Annotated in this window: 19 protein-coding genes, 1 tRNA gene, 2 pseudogenes and 1 riboswitch; of the genes and pseudogenes, 14 read left to right on the forward strand and 8 right to left on the reverse strand. The window is 55.6% G+C overall.

The annotated features are described in order from the left end of the window. Positions 1–195 precede the first annotated feature (195 nt). The 3 genes from L901_RS18610 to L901_RS18620 all read left to right on the forward strand — a co-directional run bounded on the left by L901_RS18610 (position 196) and on the right by L901_RS18620 (position 3,602). Entirely contained in the window at positions 196–1,395 is a 1,200-nt protein-coding gene (locus L901_RS18610) for an aspartate aminotransferase family protein (protein ID WP_059759431.1), read from the forward strand. 57 nt (positions 1,396–1,452) lie between these two features. Further along, positions 1,453–2,370 carry an ornithine carbamoyltransferase gene (gene argF / locus L901_RS18615; protein WP_003519982.1) on the forward strand — a complete coding sequence of 306 codons (918 nt, stop codon included), beginning with the start codon at positions 1,453–1,455 and terminating at the stop codon, positions 2,368–2,370. A gap of 242 nt (positions 2,371–2,612) precedes the next feature. After that, positions 2,613–3,602: an Hsp33 family molecular chaperone gene (locus L901_RS18620; RefSeq protein ID WP_059759434.1), complete on the forward strand. Its 990-nt coding sequence runs from the start codon at positions 2,613–2,615 to the stop codon at positions 3,600–3,602. A 48-nt stretch (positions 3,603–3,650) separates the two neighbouring features. Here L901_RS18620 and apaG read toward each other — a convergent pair whose 3' ends face one another. Both apaG and L901_RS18630 read right to left on the reverse strand, forming a co-directional pair. Next, a complete protein-coding gene (gene apaG, locus L901_RS18625) occupies positions 3,651–4,043 on the reverse strand; it encodes a Co2+/Mg2+ efflux protein ApaG (RefSeq protein ID WP_003503545.1) in 393 nt (130 codons plus the stop codon). 233 nt (positions 4,044–4,276) lie between these two features. Beyond that, on the reverse strand, positions 4,277–5,461 hold the full coding sequence (locus tag L901_RS18630; protein ID WP_035265079.1) for an O-succinylhomoserine sulfhydrylase: 1,185 nt from the start codon (positions 5,459–5,461) through the stop codon (positions 4,277–4,279). Between the two features lie 43 nt (positions 5,462–5,504). Then, positions 5,505–5,583: riboswitch (SAM riboswitch) on the reverse strand. Positions 5,584–5,656: 73 nt separating this feature from the next. Here L901_RS18630 and L901_RS18635 point away from each other — a divergent pair. From L901_RS18635 to L901_RS18645, 3 genes are all read left to right on the forward strand, one after another. Beyond that, positions 5,657–6,754 (forward strand): 2'-deoxycytidine 5'-triphosphate deaminase, encoded by a 1,098-nt coding sequence (locus tag L901_RS18635; protein WP_059759514.1) that lies wholly within the window; start codon positions 5,657–5,659, stop codon positions 6,752–6,754. Between the two features lie 56 nt (positions 6,755–6,810). Further along, a tRNA-Gly gene (locus tag L901_RS18640) sits at positions 6,811–6,884 on the forward strand. 163 nt (positions 6,885–7,047) lie between these two features. Continuing rightward, on the forward strand, positions 7,048–8,244 hold the full coding sequence (locus tag L901_RS18645; protein WP_059759436.1) for an integrase arm-type DNA-binding domain-containing protein: 1,197 nt from the start codon (positions 7,048–7,050) through the stop codon (positions 8,242–8,244). Between the two features lie 248 nt (positions 8,245–8,492). On the opposite strand, the gene L901_RS18650 is transcribed toward L901_RS18645, so the two are convergent. The 5 genes from L901_RS18650 to L901_RS18670 all read right to left on the reverse strand — a co-directional run bounded on the left by L901_RS18650 (position 8,493) and on the right by L901_RS18670 (position 13,243). Beyond that, the gene (locus tag L901_RS18650) at positions 8,493–9,365 is read right to left on the reverse strand and encodes a DUF4238 domain-containing protein (RefSeq protein WP_059759439.1); all 873 of its coding nucleotides are present in this window, start codon (positions 9,363–9,365) and stop codon (positions 8,493–8,495) included. Between the two features lie 149 nt (positions 9,366–9,514). Then, a complete protein-coding gene (locus L901_RS18655; protein WP_147401552.1) occupies positions 9,515–10,645 on the reverse strand; it encodes a hypothetical protein in 1,131 nt (376 codons plus the stop codon). A 44-nt stretch (positions 10,646–10,689) separates the two neighbouring features. Beyond that, the gene (locus L901_RS18660) at positions 10,690–11,418 is read right to left on the reverse strand and encodes a hypothetical protein (protein ID WP_059759445.1); all 729 of its coding nucleotides are present in this window, start codon (positions 11,416–11,418) and stop codon (positions 10,690–10,692) included. 1 nt (position 11,419) lies between these two features. Continuing rightward, positions 11,420–12,487: a ComEC/Rec2 family competence protein gene (locus L901_RS18665; RefSeq protein WP_059759447.1), complete on the reverse strand. Its 1,068-nt coding sequence runs from the start codon at positions 12,485–12,487 to the stop codon at positions 11,420–11,422. Positions 12,488–12,694: 207 nt separating this feature from the next. Next, a complete protein-coding gene (locus tag L901_RS18670; RefSeq protein ID WP_059759450.1) occupies positions 12,695–13,243 on the reverse strand; it encodes a recombinase family protein in 549 nt (182 codons plus the stop codon). 1,130 nt (positions 13,244–14,373) lie between these two features. On the opposite strand from L901_RS18670, the gene L901_RS18675 reads away from it, so the two are divergent. The 4 genes and pseudogenes from L901_RS18675 to L901_RS26470 form a co-directional block, all read left to right on the forward strand. Further along, positions 14,374–14,583, forward strand: coding sequence for a cold-shock protein (locus tag L901_RS18675; protein ID WP_059759453.1), 210 nt, complete (start codon positions 14,374–14,376; stop codon positions 14,581–14,583). A gap of 126 nt (positions 14,584–14,709) precedes the next feature. Beyond that, complete coding sequence (locus L901_RS18680; RefSeq protein ID WP_059759456.1) at positions 14,710–14,937, forward strand: hypothetical protein; 228 nt, start codon at positions 14,710–14,712, stop codon at positions 14,935–14,937. A 182-nt stretch (positions 14,938–15,119) separates the two neighbouring features. Then, the gene (locus L901_RS18685; protein WP_003519968.1) at positions 15,120–15,395 is read left to right on the forward strand and encodes a hypothetical protein; all 276 of its coding nucleotides are present in this window, start codon (positions 15,120–15,122) and stop codon (positions 15,393–15,395) included. Positions 15,396–15,522: 127 nt separating this feature from the next. After that, a pseudogene (locus L901_RS26470) lies at positions 15,523–15,953 on the forward strand (oxidoreductase); the annotation flags it as partial. A gap of 638 nt (positions 15,954–16,591) precedes the next feature. On the opposite strand, the gene L901_RS18695 reads toward L901_RS26470, so the two are convergent. Next, a complete protein-coding gene (locus L901_RS18695; protein ID WP_059759459.1) occupies positions 16,592–16,879 on the reverse strand; it encodes a hypothetical protein in 288 nt (95 codons plus the stop codon). Between the two features lie 303 nt (positions 16,880–17,182). On the opposite strand from L901_RS18695, the gene L901_RS18700 reads away from it, so the two are divergent. The 4 genes and pseudogenes from L901_RS18700 to L901_RS27135 form a co-directional block, all read left to right on the forward strand. Further along, positions 17,183–17,524, forward strand: coding sequence for a hypothetical protein (locus L901_RS18700; protein WP_003519959.1), 342 nt, complete (start codon positions 17,183–17,185; stop codon positions 17,522–17,524). Positions 17,525–17,672: 148 nt separating this feature from the next. Then, positions 17,673–17,954, forward strand: a complete 282-nt coding sequence (locus L901_RS18705) for a hypothetical protein (RefSeq protein WP_059759462.1) — start codon at positions 17,673–17,675, stop codon at positions 17,952–17,954. Between the two features lie 146 nt (positions 17,955–18,100). Continuing rightward, entirely contained in the window at positions 18,101–18,466 is a 366-nt protein-coding gene (locus L901_RS18710; RefSeq protein WP_059759464.1) for a hypothetical protein, read from the forward strand. A 248-nt stretch (positions 18,467–18,714) separates the two neighbouring features. Next, positions 18,715–18,846: pseudogene (locus L901_RS27135) on the forward strand (IS110 family transposase); the annotation flags it as partial. Between the last annotated feature and the right edge of the window lie 292 nt (positions 18,847–19,138).

Genomic DNA, 19,138 nt, shown 5'->3' on the forward strand with positions numbered 1-19,138 from the left:
TTGGGCCTCGTCCGCCGCCACCTACTAGGGCTTGAGAAGCCCGGGAAACGCGGACTTTTGTTGACATCGGCAGGCGAAGTGACAATAGTGCCCCTGCCGCCGCGAGGCGGCATTTTTGATTTTCAGGCAAGGGATAACCCCGGAAGCCTATTGACAACCGTCTGACAGCGCAACCGCGCAAGGAGTGATACAGCCATGGCCGAAGCCGCCGCGCCATTGTTCGATACGTTTGCAAGAGCCCCCCTGCGCTTCGAGCGAGGCGAGGGCGTCTGGCTGTTCACGGAAAGCGGCGAACGATATCTGGATTTTGCGGCCGGCGTCGCGGTCAACTCGCTGGGCCATGCCCATCCGCACCTCGTGGAGGCGATCAAGACCCAGGCCGAGAAGGTCTGGCACGTCTCGAACCTTTATGAAGTGCCGGGCCAGGAAAAACTCGCAAAGCGCCTGACGGAAGCGACATTCGCAGACAAGGTCTTCTTCACCAATTCCGGCGCGGAAGCGCTGGAATGCGCGATCAAGACCGCGCGCCGTTATCATTATTCCAAGGGGCATCCGGAGAAATTTCGGATTATCACTTTCGAGGGCGCCTTCCATGGCCGCACGCTGGCGACGATTGCCGCCGGCGGCCAGCAGAAATATCTTGAAGGTTTCGGTCCCAAGGTCGAGGGTTTCGACCAGGTGCCCTTCGGTGACGTCGGTGCGCTGAAAGCCGCCATCACGGCCGAGACGGCCGCGCTTCTTATCGAGCCCATTCAGGGTGAGGGCGGCATTCGCGCACCAGCCAAGGAATTCCTGCAGCTGCTGCGGTCGCTCTGCGATGAGCATGGCATGCTGCTGATTTTCGACGAGGTCCAGACCGGCGTTGGCCGTACGGGCAAACTCTTTGCCTATGAGCAGACGGGCGTTGCACCGGATATCATGGCGGTTGCCAAGGGTATCGGCGGCGGTTTCCCGCTCGGTGCCTGCCTTGCGACGGCGGATGCCGCTTCCGGCATGACGGCGGGCGTGCATGGCACCACCTATGGCGGCAACCCGCTGGCCATGGCTGTCGGCAATGCCGTACTCGATGTCGTCCTCTCCGAGGGCTTCCTGGAAAAGGTGCGTGATGTCGCGCTGGTCTTCCGCCAGGGCCTTGCTTCGCTGAAGGATCGTTATCCTGACGTTATCGAGGAAATCCGTGGCGAAGGCCTGCTTCTCGGCATCAAGGCCAAGGTTCCATCGGGCGAGCTGTTGCAGGCCATGCGCGCCGAGCATCTGCTTGGTGTGCCGGCGGGCGACAACGTCATCCGTCTTCTGCCGCCGCTCGTTACCACGGCGGAAGAGGCCCGCGAGGGTCTGTCACGCGTGGAGGCGGCTGCCGCTTCCCTGACAGCGAAACAGGCAAAAATCGCCTGAGGAAACAATAAAGGGCGGGCCTCTTCCCCGAGGCTCGCGAGCATGGGACAGTTTGAAATGGCTTCACCTAAACATTTTCTCGACCTGTCGGCCGTCAGCTCGCAGGACCTGCGGGCAATTCTCGACGATGCCCGCGCACGCAAGGCCGCCACAAAGGCCGGAACGGCGGAAAAGCCGCTTGCCGGCAAGATGCTGGCAATGATCTTCGAAAAGCCTTCCACCCGCACCCGCGTCTCCTTCGATGTCGGCATGCGCCAGCTCGGCGGCGAGACGCTTTTCCTCTCCGGTACGGAAATGCAGCTCGGTCGTGCCGAAACGATCGGCGATACGGCCAAGGTGCTGTCGCGTTACGTCGACGCCATCATGATCCGCACGACGGATCATTCGCGCCTGCTGGAGCTTGCCGAACACGCGACCGTGCCGGTCATCAACGCCCTGACGGATGACACACATCCCTGCCAGATCATGGCGGATATCATGACCTTCGAGGAACATCGCGGCCCGGTCAAAGGCAAGACCATTGCCTGGACGGGTGACGGCAATAACGTTCTGCATTCCTTCGTGGAGGGCTCGGCGCGCTTCGGTTACCGCATGACGATGGCCGTGCCGATGGGCTCCGAACCGCATGACAAGTTCCTGAACTGGGCGCGCAACAATGGCGGCGAGATCATGCTGTGCCACGACGCCGACAAGGCCGTTGCGGGTGCGGACTGCGTCGTCACCGATACCTGGGTGTCCATGAACCAGGAGCACAAGGCGCGCGGCCACAACATCTTCCAGCCCTATCAGGTAAATGAAGCCCTGATGGCCAAGGCGGAAAAAGACGCGCTGTTCATGCATTGCCTGCCGGCCCATCGCGGCGAGGAAGTGACGGATGCCGTGATCGACGGTCCGCAATCCGTCGTCTTCGACGAGGCGGAAAACCGCCTCCACGCGCAGAAGTCCATCATCGCATGGTGCATGGGCGTCATCTGATGAGCAATCGCCCGGCCTGACACGCGTCACGCCGGGTGCTTGAACTTGCGCGCATAGATTACCATCTGTGGGACTTCGAAGAGGCTCGTCGGTTTTGCTGGCGGGCCATCATCACGATTTGCACGTTTTTCCCCGGAAGCGGTTTCTCTTCCCGGGTCTCTGTGCGACAAGCGAAAAAAGCACATTTTAAAAGCCGGACTTTTGGACGGTAGCGGCGCCACGGCTGCGCCAGGGAGTATGACATGGCAGATGTAACGGTTGAACTGGACGATCTCGATTTTGCTGGCGACGACAAGGTTGTGCCCTTTCAGGTCGAAGGTCTGGATGTGCGCGGCCGCGCCGTGCAGGTGGGTCCGCTGCTGAATGCCATTCTCGAACGGCACGACTATCCCCCGGCGGTCGCCCGCCTGCTGGCGGAAGCGACCGTTCTGACGGCGCTGATAGGCACGTCGCTCAAGTTTTCCGGCAAGCTGACTGTCCAGACCAAGGGTGACGGCCCGGTCGACCTGCTGGTTGCGGATTTCACCGCGCCGGAAAGCATGCGCGCTTATGCCCGTTTCGATGAGGAGCGGCTGGTGGAGGCGATTGCGGCCGGGGCGACGTCGCCGGAGCAATTGCTCGGCAACGGCATTCTGGCCTTCACGATCGATCAGGGTGCGGGCATGCAGCCTTATCAGGGTATCGTGCCGCTCGATGGCTCCTCGCTGGAAGACATTGCCGGGGTTTATTTCCGCCAGTCGGAACAGCTTCCCACCCGCGTGCGGCTGGGCGTTGCCGAGTTCTTCGACCGTGATGGAGAAGGCAAGCCGCGTCATGGCTGGCGCGCGGGCGGCGTTATCGCGCAGTTCCTGCCGCAGGCCCCCGAGCGGCTGCGTATGCGCGACCTGCATGGCGGCGATGGCGATGAAGGCGGTCACGAGGTGCAGGAAGACGATGCCTGGACCGAAGCGGTAACGCTGCTGAACACGGTGGATACCGACGAGCTGACCGATCCGCAGGTGCCGGTGGAACGCCTTCTCTTCCGGCTTTTCCACGAGAGCGGTGTGCGTATCTATGATCCGCAGGCGGTTTTCGACCGTTGCAGCTGCTCGCGCGACAAGATCAAGGGCGTGCTGTCCGGTTTCACCGCCGAGGAGATCGAGGCAAGCGAGGAAGACGGTGCCATCGCCGTCACCTGCGAGTTCTGCTCCACCACCTATCGCTACGATGTCAGCGAATTTGAGAATGCCTGAATGAAAGCCGCGTCCTGAAGGGCGCGGCTTTTTATTGCCGGGGGAGTGTCAGTTCAGGACCCGCATCAGGCCGGGTGAATCCAGCGAAAAGGCGGGTATGGTGACGTTGAACACCTCGCCATTTTCCGTTTCCATTTCATAATGGCCGAACATCAGGCCGGAAGGTGTATCCAGCGGGCAGCCGGAGGAATATTCGTAGCTGTCGCCCGGTTTGAGATGCGGCTTCTCACCCACGACGCCCGGTCCATAGACCTCATCCACCTGTCCGTTCTGATCGGTGATATGCCAATAGCGATTGACGAGGGTAACCGGGATATCGGAATTGTTCGCGATCACGACTTTGTAGCCCCAGACGTAACGATCGTCATCCGGGTCGGATTGTTCCTCGAGATAATACGGATCGACCGTTACCTCGATATCCCTTGTCAGAGCACGATACATACGCGCCACACCTCGATATTATGCCTGCCGCCGCATCCTACACTATAGGCTCTGGCTATCGTCAAGAAAATGAATGACTTGACGGGCAGGAGGCGTCTCCTGTTGCGCTGTTTTCCACCGTTAGGGATAACGGTAAAGGTAAATATTGGTTGCCTGAAGCGGTCTTTTCGGACCGGGCAGGCGAACCATGGCCCGACACGCGGTCAGGCCATGGCGATTTGCAGATTGAATTTTCAGGCCGAAACGGCCGCCAGACCTTTCGCCAGATCCTCCAGCAGATCGTCGGTATCCTCGATGCCGCAGGAAAGGCGCAGGGTGCCGCCGGAAATGCCGAGTTCGGCACGCGCCTCGTCGGTGAGGTTCTTGTGCGTCGTCGTGCCGGGATGGGTGATGAGGCTCTTGGCGTCGCCGAGATTGTTTGAAATCTTGACGATCTCAAGCGCGTTCTGCAGCTTGAAGGCTGCTTCCTTGCCGCCCTTCAGCTCGAAAGCCACAAGCGTCGAGCCGCCGGACATCTGTCGGGCGATGATGTCCGCCTGCGGGTGATCGGCGCGGCCGGGATAGATGACCTTGGCGACCTTGCCGCTATCGGCGAGAAAATCGGCGATTTTGCCGGCATTGGCCGTCTGCTGTTTGACGCGCAGCGGCAGGGTCTCGATGCCTTTCAGAAGCGTCCAGGCATTGAAAGGCGACATGGCCGGGCCGGTATGGCGGAAATAATCCTGCAGCTCTTCCTCGATCCACTTCTTGTCGGAAAGGATCACGCCGCCAAGGCAGCGGCCCTGGCCGTCAATATGTTTGGTGGCCGAATAGACGACGATATGGGCGCCGAGTTCGAGCGGCTTCTGGAAAAGCGGTGTGGCGAAGACGTTGTCGACCACCACCTTCGCACCGATCTGGTTGGCGAGCTTCGCCACGCCGGCAATATCGATGATTTCAAGCGTCGGATTGGTCGGGCTTTCGAGGAAGAACAGCTTGGTGTTCGGCTGGATGGCCTTTTCCCAGTTTCCGAGATCGCGACCGTCGATCAGCGTGCATTCGATGCCGTATTTCGGCGCAAGCGTTTCGACCACCCAGCGGCAGGAGCCGAAGAGGGCGCGGGCCGCAACGATATGGTCGCCGGCGCGCAGCTGGCACATGATGGCGGCGGTGACGGCGGCCATGCCCGACGCAAGTGCGCGGGCGTCTTCAGCGCCTTCCAGCAGGCACATGCGTTTTTCGAACATGTCGTTGGTGGGGCTCGCATAGCGGGCGTAGATGAACCCATCCGTTTCACCCTTGAAGCGCGCTTCGGCGGCTTCGGAGTTTTCATAGACGAAACCCTGGGTCAGATAGATCGCTTCCGACGTTTCACCGTAAGGGGAGCGTAGCGTACCGCCGTGAACGAGCTGGGTTGCCGGGCGCCATTTATTGCTCATGTGATCACCTTCAAAACAAAAAAACCGGCCGCAAAAGCAGACCGGTTCCTAGCACCCGGTCTTTTTAGCCACTTGTTTAACGTGGCTGCAAGCCGACCGGCCAAATCACCACGGGATAAGCTTGCCATACTGCCGTTACCGGCTTGCGTCAATGCTTTCCTTTTGGTTTTGTCGCCGTAAAAAGGAATGATGACCATGACCAGAACCACGGGCATTTTGGCGGATGGCGCAATCAAGGCGCTGTTTGCGGGCGGCAAGCTGAAGAGCGAGGCCGATCTCGATGCTGATCAGGTGCAGCCCGCCAGCCTCGATCTCAGGCTCGGCTCGAAGGCCTATCGCGTGCGCGCCAGCTTCATGCCCGGCCCCGGAAACCGCGTCATCGACAAGCTCAATCGTCTCAGCCTGCACGAAATCGACCTTACCCAGGGCGCGGTGCTGGAAACCGGTTGTGTCTATATCGTTCCCTTGATGGAGAGCCTTGCCTTGCCGGCGGATATGTCGGCCTCGGCCAATCCGAAAAGCTCGACCGGCCGTCTCGATATCTTTACCCGCGTCATGACTGACAGCGCGCAGGAATTCGACAAGATACCGGCCGGTTACGCCGGCCCGCTCTATCTGGAAATCAGCCCGCGCACCTTCCCCATCGTGGTGCGACGCGGCTCGCGCCTGTCGCAGATCCGCTTCCGCATCGGCCATTCCCTGCTCAGCGAAAGTGAACTGCTGAAGCTGCACGAGACGGAAACGCTGGTTGCCAGCGACACGCCCAACGTGACCGGCGGCGGCATCGCGCTCTCGATCGATCTCAAGGGTTTCGGCGAAAACGGACTGATCGGTTATCGCGGCAAACATCACACGGCGGTGGTGGATGTCGACAAGAAAGCCCAGCACGACGTTCTCGATTTCTGGGAGCCGCTCTATGCCCGCGGCCGCGCCGAACTGATCCTCGACCCGGATGAATTCTATATTCTCGTCTCGCGCGAAGCAGTCCACGTTCCGCCGCTCTATGCGGCTGAAATGACACCCTTCGACCCGCTGGTCGGCGAATTCCGCGTGCACTATGCCGGCTTCTTCGATCCCGGCTTCGGCCATGCGCAGGCGGGCGGCACTGGCAGCCGCGCCGTGCTCGAAGTCCGCAGCCACGAGGTTCCCTTCATCCTCGAACACGGCCAGATCGTCGGCCGGCTGGTTTATGAGCACATGTTGCAGAAACCGGAAGGCCTCTATGGCACCGGCCTCGGCTCCAATTATCAGGCGCAGGGGCTGAAGCTCTCCAAGCATTTTCGCGCCGAATAACGACCCCGGCGGGTGCTTGACACCCGCTGCGAACTATCCGATGTCTTATGCGCGGCGCGGGTGTAGCTCAATGGTAGAGCAGCAGCTTCCCAAGCTGAATACGAGGGTTCGATTCCCTTCACCCGCTCCAGCTACCTCTCCAACAAGATTGATGACGTACAATAAGCGTTGGTTTTTCAGCGTTTTTGCCTCGCGCGCGCGTAAGGTCGTGCAACGGTATGCAGTGACATCCAGCAATTTTGTCGGTAAAAATCACGGTATTCGTGATCGTGGTGGGAAGCTGATACCGTAAAATGGCACTGACAGACATTCAGGTTAAGAATGCTAAAGCCGACAGCAAACCGCGCAAGCTGTCTGATGAGAAGGGGCTTTACCTCTATATATCGGTTGCTGGCGGAAAGTCTTGGCGCTTCGATTATGATTTTTTCGGGAAACGAAAAACGCTGACGATTGGGGCGTACCCGACGGTGGGGCTGGCGGGTGCCCGACGGCTGCGTGACGAGGCCAAGAAAAAACTGGCTGAGGGTTTGGACCCGTCGTTGGCTAAGAAACGCGATCAGCTTGCCGCCAAGGCAGCTGCTGGAAATACCTTCGGTGTCATTGCGGATGAATTCATTGAAAAGTTGAAGCGCGATAAACGCGCAGAGCCCACCATCACGAAAAACAAATGGATGTTGAAGGACCTTGCCGAAAAGCTGGGGCCTTACCCGGTCACCCAGATCACGGCACGTGATGTCCTTGCGGTGTTGACTGCCATCGAAAAGAGCGGCCGTGTGGAGAGCGCACTGGCTACTCGCGCTGCCATCGGTCGCGTGTTTCGCTACGCCATCGCGACAGCGAGGGCCGAGAACGACCCGACGTCGGCACTACGCGGGGCTCTCCAGCGCCATGTGCCGGTCAACCATGCCGCCTTGACGACAAAGGCCGAGATGGGTGGCCTGATGCGGGCGATATACGGCTACGAGGGCTGGCCCTCGTTGGTAGCCGCCTTGAAAATCCAAGCCTTGTGTTTTGCCCGTCCCGGGGAAACCCGCTCGATGGAGTGGACCGAACTCGATTTTGATAACGCCGTTTGGACTATACCGGGCGAGAAGACGAAAATGCGCCGGGAGCATCATGTGCCGCTTTCCAAACAAGCAGTGGAAGTTCTCACGGAGATGAAGGAACTGTTTGGCGATAGGCCATATGTCTTTCCTTCAATGATGTCGGGCAAGAAAATTCTGTCCGAGAATTCGATGAATTCAGCTCTGCGGCGCATGGGGGTGACTGAGGCCCAGCATACCGCGCACGGCTTTCGGTCTTCTGCCAGCAGCATTTTGAATGAGTCTGCTGAGTTCAGTGCCGACGTTATTGAGGCGCAGCTTGCCCATCTTGACACACGGGCGGTCAGACGCATCTATAATCGGGCAACCTATTGGGACGAGCGCGTGCGAATGATGCAGTGGTGGGCGGACATTTTAGACGGAAGCAGACTTGGCACGGATCAATAGAGCCAGTTCAACTGCACATGAATTCGACCGGATAGTATCATAGGCCGACAGGCACGTGTGTGGGTGCCCCAGAGGCGCAAGAAGAATCCGGTCTGTTGGCGTCGAAGTTTGGCACTGACAGTGCTTAGCCTGCACAGGGTACCTGCAGAAAACTCTGAACCGTAGCTGCCGCGGGGAGTTTCGAAACGGATTTTGCCAAACAATAGCAAAGTTTTCCGAAATCGGATGTTGCCATTGTGCTGCGAACCTTAGGCGAACCCTCTTGCCTCCGCGTTCTCTACAACTTCAGCACAAACTTCATCGGGGTGTCTTGGGGAGAACATGTGGTTGATTGCGTTTCTCCAGATGAGCAAATTGGCGCCAGCAGGATCTTTGGATTCGTAATACTCCGCATTTGACTCGCTATATCTGCGATCCATCACCAGAATTCGGGTAGGACTGATTGGAAAGGTTACGAGAATATCTGGATCTTTCAATCCTTTGAAAGGCTTAGTAGGGTCGCCAACCATCACGGGATTGTCGGAGGTAACAAACCTGCCTTCCTCATCGACCAGCATCGCCCATCGCAACTCGATAAAGAGCTTTGCAATCTCACCGGCTTGCGCCAGCCAGACGTTCCACGCTGCTTTCATGTCCTCTTCTGTTGCGTCCCGGTACTCAGGCCAATTAGACGTGTCTATCTTGATCTCGCGCCCATTCAGTAGAACTTTGTCTGGGAGCTCAGAAAAGCCGATGTAGAATTCTCGAATGTCCAGATGCATCTGTCGCCAGAGTTCGAATTGTGGCGGGGTTCGAAGCCAAGTTGTGGCGGTGAGAAGAGCTACGACCTTCCGAAGCGGCTCCCATGAAAGGTTCGGGTAGCCGCTACACAGTTCTTTCCACAACGCGTCGCCCAAAAAGCCTTCGAGGTCCGCGAACTTTTTTTCCAGCGAGTCGTCTCGCTGACCATCTCGGCCCAATGGGGCATAAAGGTGGAATTTTACCGCGACCTTGTCGAGACGCTTCAGCTCCGGCTCTCCTCCATCCTTCCCGAGACGCCAGATTTTGCCTGTGTCCTTGTTTAAGAAAGACTTGAGATATCCTTGGGGAACCCAGTGGCATCGCTTTGTCACTTGAGGCATTTGGGCGAGGTCCTATCTACCAAAGAGCTATTTTAGGATGCAGTTCCTATCTAACCACATCACTTGCGTTTCAGATTGAGGCTCGAGCAGTTGTGGCGCTCGGATTGCCGAGAGTGACCGGGCGGGTGCGAATCTGACGTCCGATAAAGTCAACTACGGTCCTTCGGGCTCCTAAACTCGATCACGTCATCATCAGTGATAACGGTTATATCGCTATTCAGCCCCGACACTTTGGCGAGGTCATAGAATAGCTCAATCATACGTCGATACTGCTTCACAATTAAGTCAAACACGTCTTCACCAGTTTCGGTTTGGATCGGTCTTCTGTATCGGTAGAGTTGCCTCTTTTCGGAAAGAGAAAGTATCGTTCCAGACTTTTCGGCAAATAGGCTGCCGTATGGTCGCCTATGCGTGAAAACATTCCTAAGCTCGGAAAGCTCCTTCATCCAGCCGCCCGTTTCCCACTGTCCCCGTTGTTGAGATTCCTTGACGACACCCCTGACCACTAACGTGTTGAGCATGGAATCGCCATTGAAGTGACGCGCCCTGAGTTTCCTGCACAGCGAGGCAAGCGAGTCTGCCTTGGCAGGATCTTCGCCGACCCTCATGGCGATGAAGGCCGCTAGATAGTCGCGCGCCGCCCCGGCATGCAAGAAGAAGGAATGCACGTGCGTATACAACAGCTGATCTTGCGTTGATGAAACGCGCTCTCCGTTTAGGTTGTTGGTCGCCATCAAATCGACAAGCTGCTCGTAGTAGAACGCAGAAATTTCTTCCACGCTGATATCCATCCCACGTAGGCTCAGCGCTATAAACTGCGGAAGCTTCTCGTCATCCTGTTGATCATCAATGATTGTAGCGATTTGTTCGTCGCTCGCGTTTATAAGTTGACTTAAACGCGGGTTGACCCGCCGTTCGCTAATCCTGTTCGAAATATTTCGCCATAGATCGGCTGCGCCAATCATATGGTTAGTCTTCCCCGGAACAATAGGAATCCACCTCGTATAATAGGATCCTTTGTTCCATCCAGAATGCTGGAACGCTAGTGGTGTTAGGCCGAACTGTTGTCCAATTTCCCCCAGATCTGAGCGGGAGAAATTGCCGAATGATGCGGGTCGATCCTGTACGCGAACCGGCTCCAGCACCCATCGGTCGTTCGGGATACGTGCTGCCCGAATTCCTCCGTTGTAGTGGATATAAAGACTTTCGCCGTCCTTCTGCCGGGGAATCCAGCGGAATAGTGGCACAGTACCGATGCTGCTAATATTCAAATGATCCAAGTCGCTACCTCCAACGGTCTAGCTCTGTTGGTAGTCCTGTTTCATCATGCGTCTTTTCGATTACTAGTGAGTTCGTCGCATGAGAGCACGAGCTGGCGACCGTATTGCTCTCCTGCCTCGATAACAGATTTTTGGGTTACCCCGACGATGAAATAAAAAGCATGAATGGCGGAGACGACGAGCACGGTGCCGTATTGTGCAAGATTGTTATCTGGGTCCGTATAAACAAATCTAAAACTGATTGCCGCGGTAGCCGCGTTTAGAAGAAGTCCAGGATACTTCAGGCCATAAAGGTTTCGACGAAAGCCGTAGGAGATATTCTCTGCGAAAAGTAAATGGAATTGGGACTGGTTCCGGGTTTTCGCACGAAGAAGGTCGCCGCACGAGACATAGAAACAATCAGCAGCTGCAGGGTCTGCCTTTTCATCTTCCGGGGTTGGTGGGGGTTCTCCGAGTTCGCGAGCAAGGTAGGAAAGGTATCTAGTCTTTGACGTTGAGACTATTGTATTGTCCCTGTGTCGTAAGACTGTTGGGAATGGCCGCCCATCGGACGACGCGAAAATCTTTCGCTCTGCATGCCGTCCGAAGCGCCTTGCAATGTCAGCAAACGCAAAAAAAAGGACGCCTACTGTAACTGTGATAAGGAACTCAGGAGGCCCCAAATTCTCGTAGTTGCCCCCTACCAATACAAAGAGCAAAACCAGCGCCGGGGCAATCGCGAGCATCGCGGGAAAGAGACGTGCGCGTATTATGTAACCGTCGAGGAAATCCATTCTACTCCTCGTACGAGCTTGTGAATGGTATTGAATTGATTGGCTGCGCGCCATCACGGTTCGGCATATCGTGGGAATGACGAATCCATCCGCCACCGTCGGTCTTATAAACAGGGTACCCGCGCCGAAGGAAAGCGTTGGCTACCCGCATCCTCGGGTACTCCGGCTTGTTCACGCCAACCGAACAGAACGCAAGACCTCTCGTCGGAGACCCTTGCGGAAGAGGTGCTCCGAGCCAGCGGTCTAACACGGACGGCGTAACGTTTCTGCGGCTACCGTGATGTGGTACTTGAACGAATGACGGGGGAAACAGCAGCCCGTGAGTCTGCGCCGTATTAGCGGCTTCCGTCAATGAGATTGGTCCTGCATCGGCGGTGAGAAGTGCGGTCTTCTGGCCGAACACACCAAGTTGAACTACGCACGACTCGTTCGATGCCGATGTCGGCGAAGGGTTTTCCTGTAACGCCTCAGATGTCCAAGTTTCAAAGAAGCTTGTTATCTTCTTAGCGGCTTCGAAGAGCCTGCCCAGCAAACCTTTAATAGGTTTCGCGTAGCTCGCTGGCGTACGATCAAATTCGGGAATGAGCATAAGGTACCGGGCTTTCGTCGGTGCAAGCACGAGGAACTGACCAATCCACGCGCCAGCAAAGCTCTCATAGATTGGAACACCCTTATCTATGGCAACCTCTTCCAGCTCAGCCAGGAGGGGGTAGGCATCTCTTATAGCCTTCCTTAATCCATCCACGGTGTAGTTCCCGTGGAAGGCAGGCAAAATTTCAGATGCATAGAGCCATGGTCGGTTCATCCATAGCGCGCCTACATTGAAATGGCGGACGACTGGAATTAGGCCAGCAATGTGATCACTGTCCTGATGAGAAAGAACAATATTCGCGATGCGGGAGTCTTTGCCGTAGTACTGATTGACGTGGTTGATAATACGCTGGCCGGTATCGACATATCCACCATCAGTGACATGAATGCTGTATCCGAGTTCTGGCGTTCCATAGCGGACACATATTGCGTCGCCATTACTGTCTCCGACAGAAAGGAAATCGATCTCGTAGCCCATGAAAGCGCCTCGCTTCTACGGTTGTGTAGGCTACATGCTTATGCAACCTTGGCAACGCAAGGATGGGTTTGTCCACGGGATTCTTACTGTATTTCAGCGTGCATGTTTTTTCTGGGAAAATTAGGTCCTTTGAGGACTCAAGTGGCATAATTACCCGATACTTACTTGACCCAATAAATTCAGCGCCGGGTCAATTCTAATTGGCAATCAACATGCAGCCTTCAGGACACGATAAACCTGCATGCGCGAGCATCCAATTGCCTTTGCAATAGCTCCCGGTCCGAGACCAGATTTGAACAAATTGCGGATTTCCTGATGGTCAAAGCGAGGGCGTCCTCCTTTATATGCGCCAAGATGTTTAGCGCGCTCGATACCCTCGCGCTGTCGTTCCTTTATGAACCGCCGCTCCATCTGGGCTACCATGCCTAAAACGGTCAGAATGACGTTGCCCATTTCGCCTTTTGTCGTGACATGTGGCTCAAGCACAGTCACGTGCGCGCCGCGTTGTTCGCATTCGTGGACAATATTTAAAACATCACGGGTGTCACGACCGAGGCGATCAAGGCGTGTGACAATCAGCTCGTCACCTTCGCGCAGAAATTCGATGATCGTTGCCAACTCGGTCCGACCGTGGCGGCTTGCGCCGGAAACTTTTTCGCACCTGACGATTTGGCAACCTTCTGCGGTAAGTCGCTTTTGCTGAATTTCTAGATCTTGATCGAGCGTACTAACGCGGGCGTACCCTATGCGAGCCATGTGTGTCACCTCAAGCTTTAGGCTTGACGCTACCCTGTCACAAATAGCTGCTGTCAACTTAGATGTTACGTTAATGGCTGTAACCGCTGGTTTGTCACATAAGGGTATACCCTGATGCGACCCGTCATCGTCGTATTTTGTGGACAGTCAGGTTCTCTTATCAAGCGACGGATTGCGCCCCATTCCGGACGTTAGCATAGCAATTACACGCTCCCTAAAGCAGTCTTTTCGCTTATCGGGCCTTCAACGATCGTTAAGGGATGGGAAATTGACTGGCAGGTTTCGGGCGACGGCGGCGGGAAAGCTGCATCCCACCGGGCAAGCTAGCGTTGGGCGGCAGTGCACTTTACATCGCCACTCCTTCATTCCTGCCGCTCCTCAGGAGTGAACATCGCGTGTATCGATGGAGGGTCAAATTAGCCCTCGTTCTTTGATGTTAACGGTTTTACAGAACGCAAATATCTGTACGGGTAGGCTTCGAGGCTACCCCGCCCCCAAATGACCTTAATTGAAGGATTGCTAAACAGACGAGCGGGCCTCATCATCGTGACCTCGGCAGCAATTACACTGGGCGCTGCCGCCGGGGGCTTTAATGCCCGCGCCCGCAATTTGAAAGGAGGATACCATGTCTTCCAGCGTCCACGCCGTCGATTTCGATCCCCGCAGCAATCGTATTCTCAACCAGATGCTTCATAAGGCCGGATATGTAACGGCGAGGATGAAACCACTGTCAGGAGCGCTTTCAAGTCAATCGCGCACTGTGTTGCTCCGGTTCATGTCCGGAGTCATTCGCCAGCGAGACAATGGTTTTCCGTCGGGACCGGAGTCCATTTCCGCTTTCGGACGACCGTGATTCCCCGGGTTACGCTCCCAGCCCTTTTCCGCAGTCTAGGCTGTGAAACGGCCTCCCGAAATTACAACTAAATGCCGAGAATAGTGGTGAGAAAAAACTAAAAGTTGACAACCGCATATGAGCGACCTATATGTTGATTGTCGATATTTGCTTGCTTAGCTTTGGTTATCGCGCGTCTGGCACCGTGCCCTGAACGAGCCTTTTCTCTCAAAAATCGCTATCGCATCTGCAGCGCCGCAGGCGTTGTGGTCCTCTTATTGCTATGAAAGGGTTCATCATGACCACTGGCACAGTTAAATGGTTCAATTCCACCAAGGGCTTCGGCTTCATCCAGCCTGACAATGGCGGCACCGACGCGTTCGTGCATATCTCGGCTGTCGAGCGCGCCGGAATGCGCGAACTCGTTGAAGGCCAGAAGATCGGCTACGACCTTGAGCGCGATAACAAGTCGGGCAAGATGTCGGCTTGCAACCTCCAGGCCGCCTAATCATCCCCGTATCCTCTCTCCGTTGACCACGGATGTACTGGCACTGGCGAGAGCATGATACCAGCAAGGTCAGGCAGATTGCCTGACCTTTTTTGTTGCTACGGCGGCGTTCAATCTGGAAAAGCCATGTCACAGACACACAGCAAATCCCGGCAGAAGGCGGAGAATGCCTTCGCCAATACCCAATCGCAATTCTTCGCGCGGAATAGCGCCGTCGAGGAACTCGATTCCCTCGTTCTGGCCCGCGAGGAAAAGACGAGGCGGCTTCGTGAAGCACGACTTGCGAAAGAATCGAAGGATCGTGAGGCGACGACTGCCTCTCTTCTCACGAAACGACGGGCCAAGACGGTCTGATCTGCCCAGGAAGAGCGGGGCGCGGACGGATACACGACGAGGCCGCCCGCAAGGCCGAGCGCGATTGGCGGTACGCCAATCAAGGCGGCTATAGCAAATGGCTTGGTCACGTGAGATCATCAATCAGGCTCTGTCCGCAGTTTCTTTCAAACCGTTGCACTCCGCAACCGAAAGGGATACCTATGGCAGACAGTATCGGCGAACTTCAGGCACTCAACACTGCATGGCAGATCGCAATCCAGGAAATCCTGCGGATGGTGATCCGAGACATGTATCATGCGGCCGGAGAGGAAGCCTTTCTGGCGAACATCAAGCGGATCGAAGAGGCCGCCGTCGACAGCATTTATGCAGACCTGCGGCTACGCGGGACGAATGAATGGACGGAAGCGCTTGTCAAGGATAATGCGAGTAACTTTGTAACCACGCTGCTGACATCGTTCACATATGATCGAATCTAGTGGAAGATCGGGCCGTGAGCCGCATCGCTGCTGTTTCGTATGAGCATGTTGATAAGTTCGGCTTTGCGCGCGGCAAGTCGCTGGCGAGCGTCTGCTTTCAGGAACTATATGGGAGGCTCACAGCCCTAATGTCCGGACGGACGCTATGGCGGCAAGATGGAAAACCGCGCGCGTCTGATACTCGAAGTCACGGCCACGGTGGTGCAGGAAATCGGCGGCGAGCGCACGGGTGTGCCGGATTTCGCCAGTTTCGCCTACAAATAGTATTTCCTGTAGCGGTCCCCAGACGCAATACGAGTATATCATCAATCGACTTGATGTTCTCGGCATCACCTGCATTCACGTTGTTGAAGGCGCGACGGGTCGCCCGCGCGAGGTCGCACCCTTCGAATACGGATCGCTCGCCGTCGCTTCAGCAGGACATATATCGCCAATAATGGCTGTGACCTCGACCTTGCAACGCCACATCTGGCCGATGGCAAGGCAGATCTGATCGCCTTCGGACGCCCGTTCGTCGCCAATCCGAATCTCGTCGAACGACTGCAAAGCGACCCCGGCTGAGATCGGGTCACGCTGTATGGCGGCGGCGCTGCGGGTTATATCGATTATCCCGCTTCATCGGGACTTCCGGCAGTGAGCCATCAGGGGGCCTACTTCGGGGGGGCTCCTGCGATATCGATCATCATCAATCTCCGATAATTCCCAAGGCTGCGTAGCCGGATGCCGCGCCATATCAAAAAATCTCTGGCCACCGTCGCCTCAAAGGACACCTGTCCGCACCCATGATCCATAGCACAGAGTGAAAACAGAGAGCATCAAGTTTTGTGATGGGGTTGATGAAATCAGGGGCGGAGTCCGCAGGCTATCTTTCGTCGGGGAAAAATCTTATGAGCTGTGTCTTCCTAAGCCTATCTCGACTCGCTGTATCAGAGGAGATGCAATATTCAATATGTGCGCGTAAATCCGCCGGCACTTCTGGTCCGCCGGCTTTCAAGAGCTTGTCGCCCATCGCGAGAAGAGTCGCCAGTTCTACACCGCATCGGGACGCAGACATAACTACTCCTCCGGCCGGACCGGATCGTATTTCTTCAAGGTCTTTGCTGGCGGTATAAAGCGTCAACAAATACCAGATCAGAAAGAAAGCGGACCAAAGCATCATGCTTCCAAGAACATATGCGCGCACAGGTGTTTCCCCGCTATCTGCCGAACCCCGGAAGACCTTGGATTGCATACCTCGGGAGTGGTCTGCGGGAGGGCACACGTTCCCGTTTCTGTACCCCGAACAGGAACAGCATTTCTCCTTTGAGTTTTGAAGGGTCGGTCATTCCATCCTGAAAAAGATCGATTATCTTGCGGGTGGCCTTGTTAAATGACCGGTCGTCATCCGAGCGCGTGTCGATTTCAAAGCCGGCATCTGACAACAGGGACAGCAACATATTCAGATCGTGAGACGAAATCGGGCCGTATTCTTGTGTGGAAGACATCGTGTCCTCCTTTCGTTGGGGCCAAGGGATTTCACCTTGAAGCGGTAACGCCCTTTAAAAAAGCTACCGAAGGAACGAGCCTGCGCGTTTTGAGGTTCATTAGCAAGGGAATTCCAATGTGCTAGAACGCAGCCGCCGCTCAATAATGACCAGCGAATGGCTGGTGAACTTCGCTGGAGCTTTCCAAAACCGTATTCGCTTGCGTCTTAAGCTATTCAGGCGCACTGTAAGGCGTCGGTAGCGATGTCACGGGCACTACTGGTTGAGGGTCGGTTACCCTAGCCCCAACGAGAGGAGGACATTATGTCTTCCCACCCCAGTTTTGCAGCCATCTCCCCCAAAGAGATGGAGATGATCCAGTCAGTTTTGAAGAGTGCGGGCTATAACGCCACATTGCTGGGCAATGACCAGCGACAATTCAACACGGCCGCGTTTCTTGTAATGAGACTGTTTCTTGCGGGAGAAACATCTGCCGATGCTCTCGCAGCACAATTGAAACGCCGTCTTGGGAATGCGGACTCACTCAATCAATCCTACCAATCACGGCCTGTCCTTGAGACCATCAGAAGTGTCCCGCGCAACACGATATACGTCCTCAGCTTTTTCAGGAAGGCCAGTGGTCGATCAATTGGGGCTAATGAATAGCCCTGGAAGAGCGAAGCCGGCGCGCTATAGGCAATCTCTTTGTTAATCCTTCTCAGGGGGTCGAAATCCACTTAGTGGAGAGCGATGACGGTCAAGGATAAACGTTGCGGCGCGGTGTGAATGACGTGTCAGGAAAGAGTTTAAGGGTATGAAAGAAAGAACGACATACAAAGAAATCACCTTCGCGAATCCGTTCGTATTGGATGGATTAGTAGTACCTTTGGAAGCTGGAACATATCGTCTGGTCGTTGATGAACAGCTCATTGAAGGTCTCAGTTTTCCTTCGTATCAACCCGTCGCAACACACCTTGAGATACCTGCTATCTCCGCACAATTAGTGAAGCGCCAGTTTTTGCAGGTGTCCGCGGAGGAAATAGAAGTGGCGTTGCAAAAGGATACCGAATCGCAATGCGGTGAGTCAGACCAGTGATCAACGTTTCACAAGTTGGCCGGCGATTGCGCTGGTCAGTTATGGGCAAGCGGTAATACAACGCCACTTGCGCTGCTTAGTTTTCTCCAGCAGAAATCTATCTCTGGCGTAGCACGGGCGAGCGCAGAACGAGTAAGGATATTCCTGTGTTATGCGCCTTCAGAGGCAAGAAGCTGATAGTGGTAGAGCGGCGTCCGTCGTTGACGGCGGCGTGCCATGCGCAACTTATTGCCGCCGGAGCCACCGTTGCAGGCCCTGTTTCTTCTGTCGAGCAAGTCTTGAACCTGTTGGAAGCCGGCGATGTCGACGGGGCAATTATTGACGTCAAAGTTGACGTAGAAATGATGTTACGCTTAGCCATGCTACTGGAATCAATGGCGACGCCGTTCGTTTTCGCATCTTTCATCGATGTGAACTCGGAAGGCTACTCTTTTGGTGGTGATAGGAAGCATCTCCGCAAGATAGCCGACGTTCTTTTTGGCTCGCCTGGACCGGCGTCAACCCTCCATTAACGTGGTCCCGTTGCATAGATGGTGTGGTTGATGGTCCACCCACCCCGCACGTTCTTGTCAGAGGATGGCCGGATTAAACACAACGGGTGAAAGGACGGCGGCATGACATCAAATACTATGAGTGGGATCGATTTCGCGAAGAACGTTTTCCAAGATTCATGGAGCTTCGCTTTCCGAAGAGGTCAAGTTTCGGCGGAAGCTATCCCGGCAGCATTTCCTAGTTTGTAGCCGGGCAGGGCGTTTCGATAGTCGTAATGGAGGCTTGCGGGATGGCTCGTTACTGGTCACACGAACTGACGAAACTCGGCCATGAAGTACGGCTGATAACACCACAGTATGTGTGTCCATTCGTAAAGCGCGAGAAGAACGATGCTGTGGATCGCACTATGACCTCTATGACAAACCGGAGCCGGTCGAAAAAGCGTTGGCGAAACTGATCCCTTTCTACACGGAAAACCTCTGAGCATGGCTAAATTGCCGCCATGTTACAATGGCGGCACCTCTGCATGCGCAAACGAGCGGCATCAAACGTCTGTTTGGAGGTCTGGTAACTGAAAGACAGCTATCCGATAAATGCGTCCACCACCGGACAGTCCGCTCTCGGCCTTATTCAATACATGTTGAGATTTTAGCGCACCTGCTCAAGTGGCGGACGACAGCACGGCTTCGGAG

Origin of the sequence: Agrobacterium sp. D14, from assembly GCF_001526505.1 — a bacterium.
Lineage (GTDB): Bacteria > Pseudomonadota > Alphaproteobacteria > Rhizobiales > Rhizobiaceae > Agrobacterium > Agrobacterium leguminum.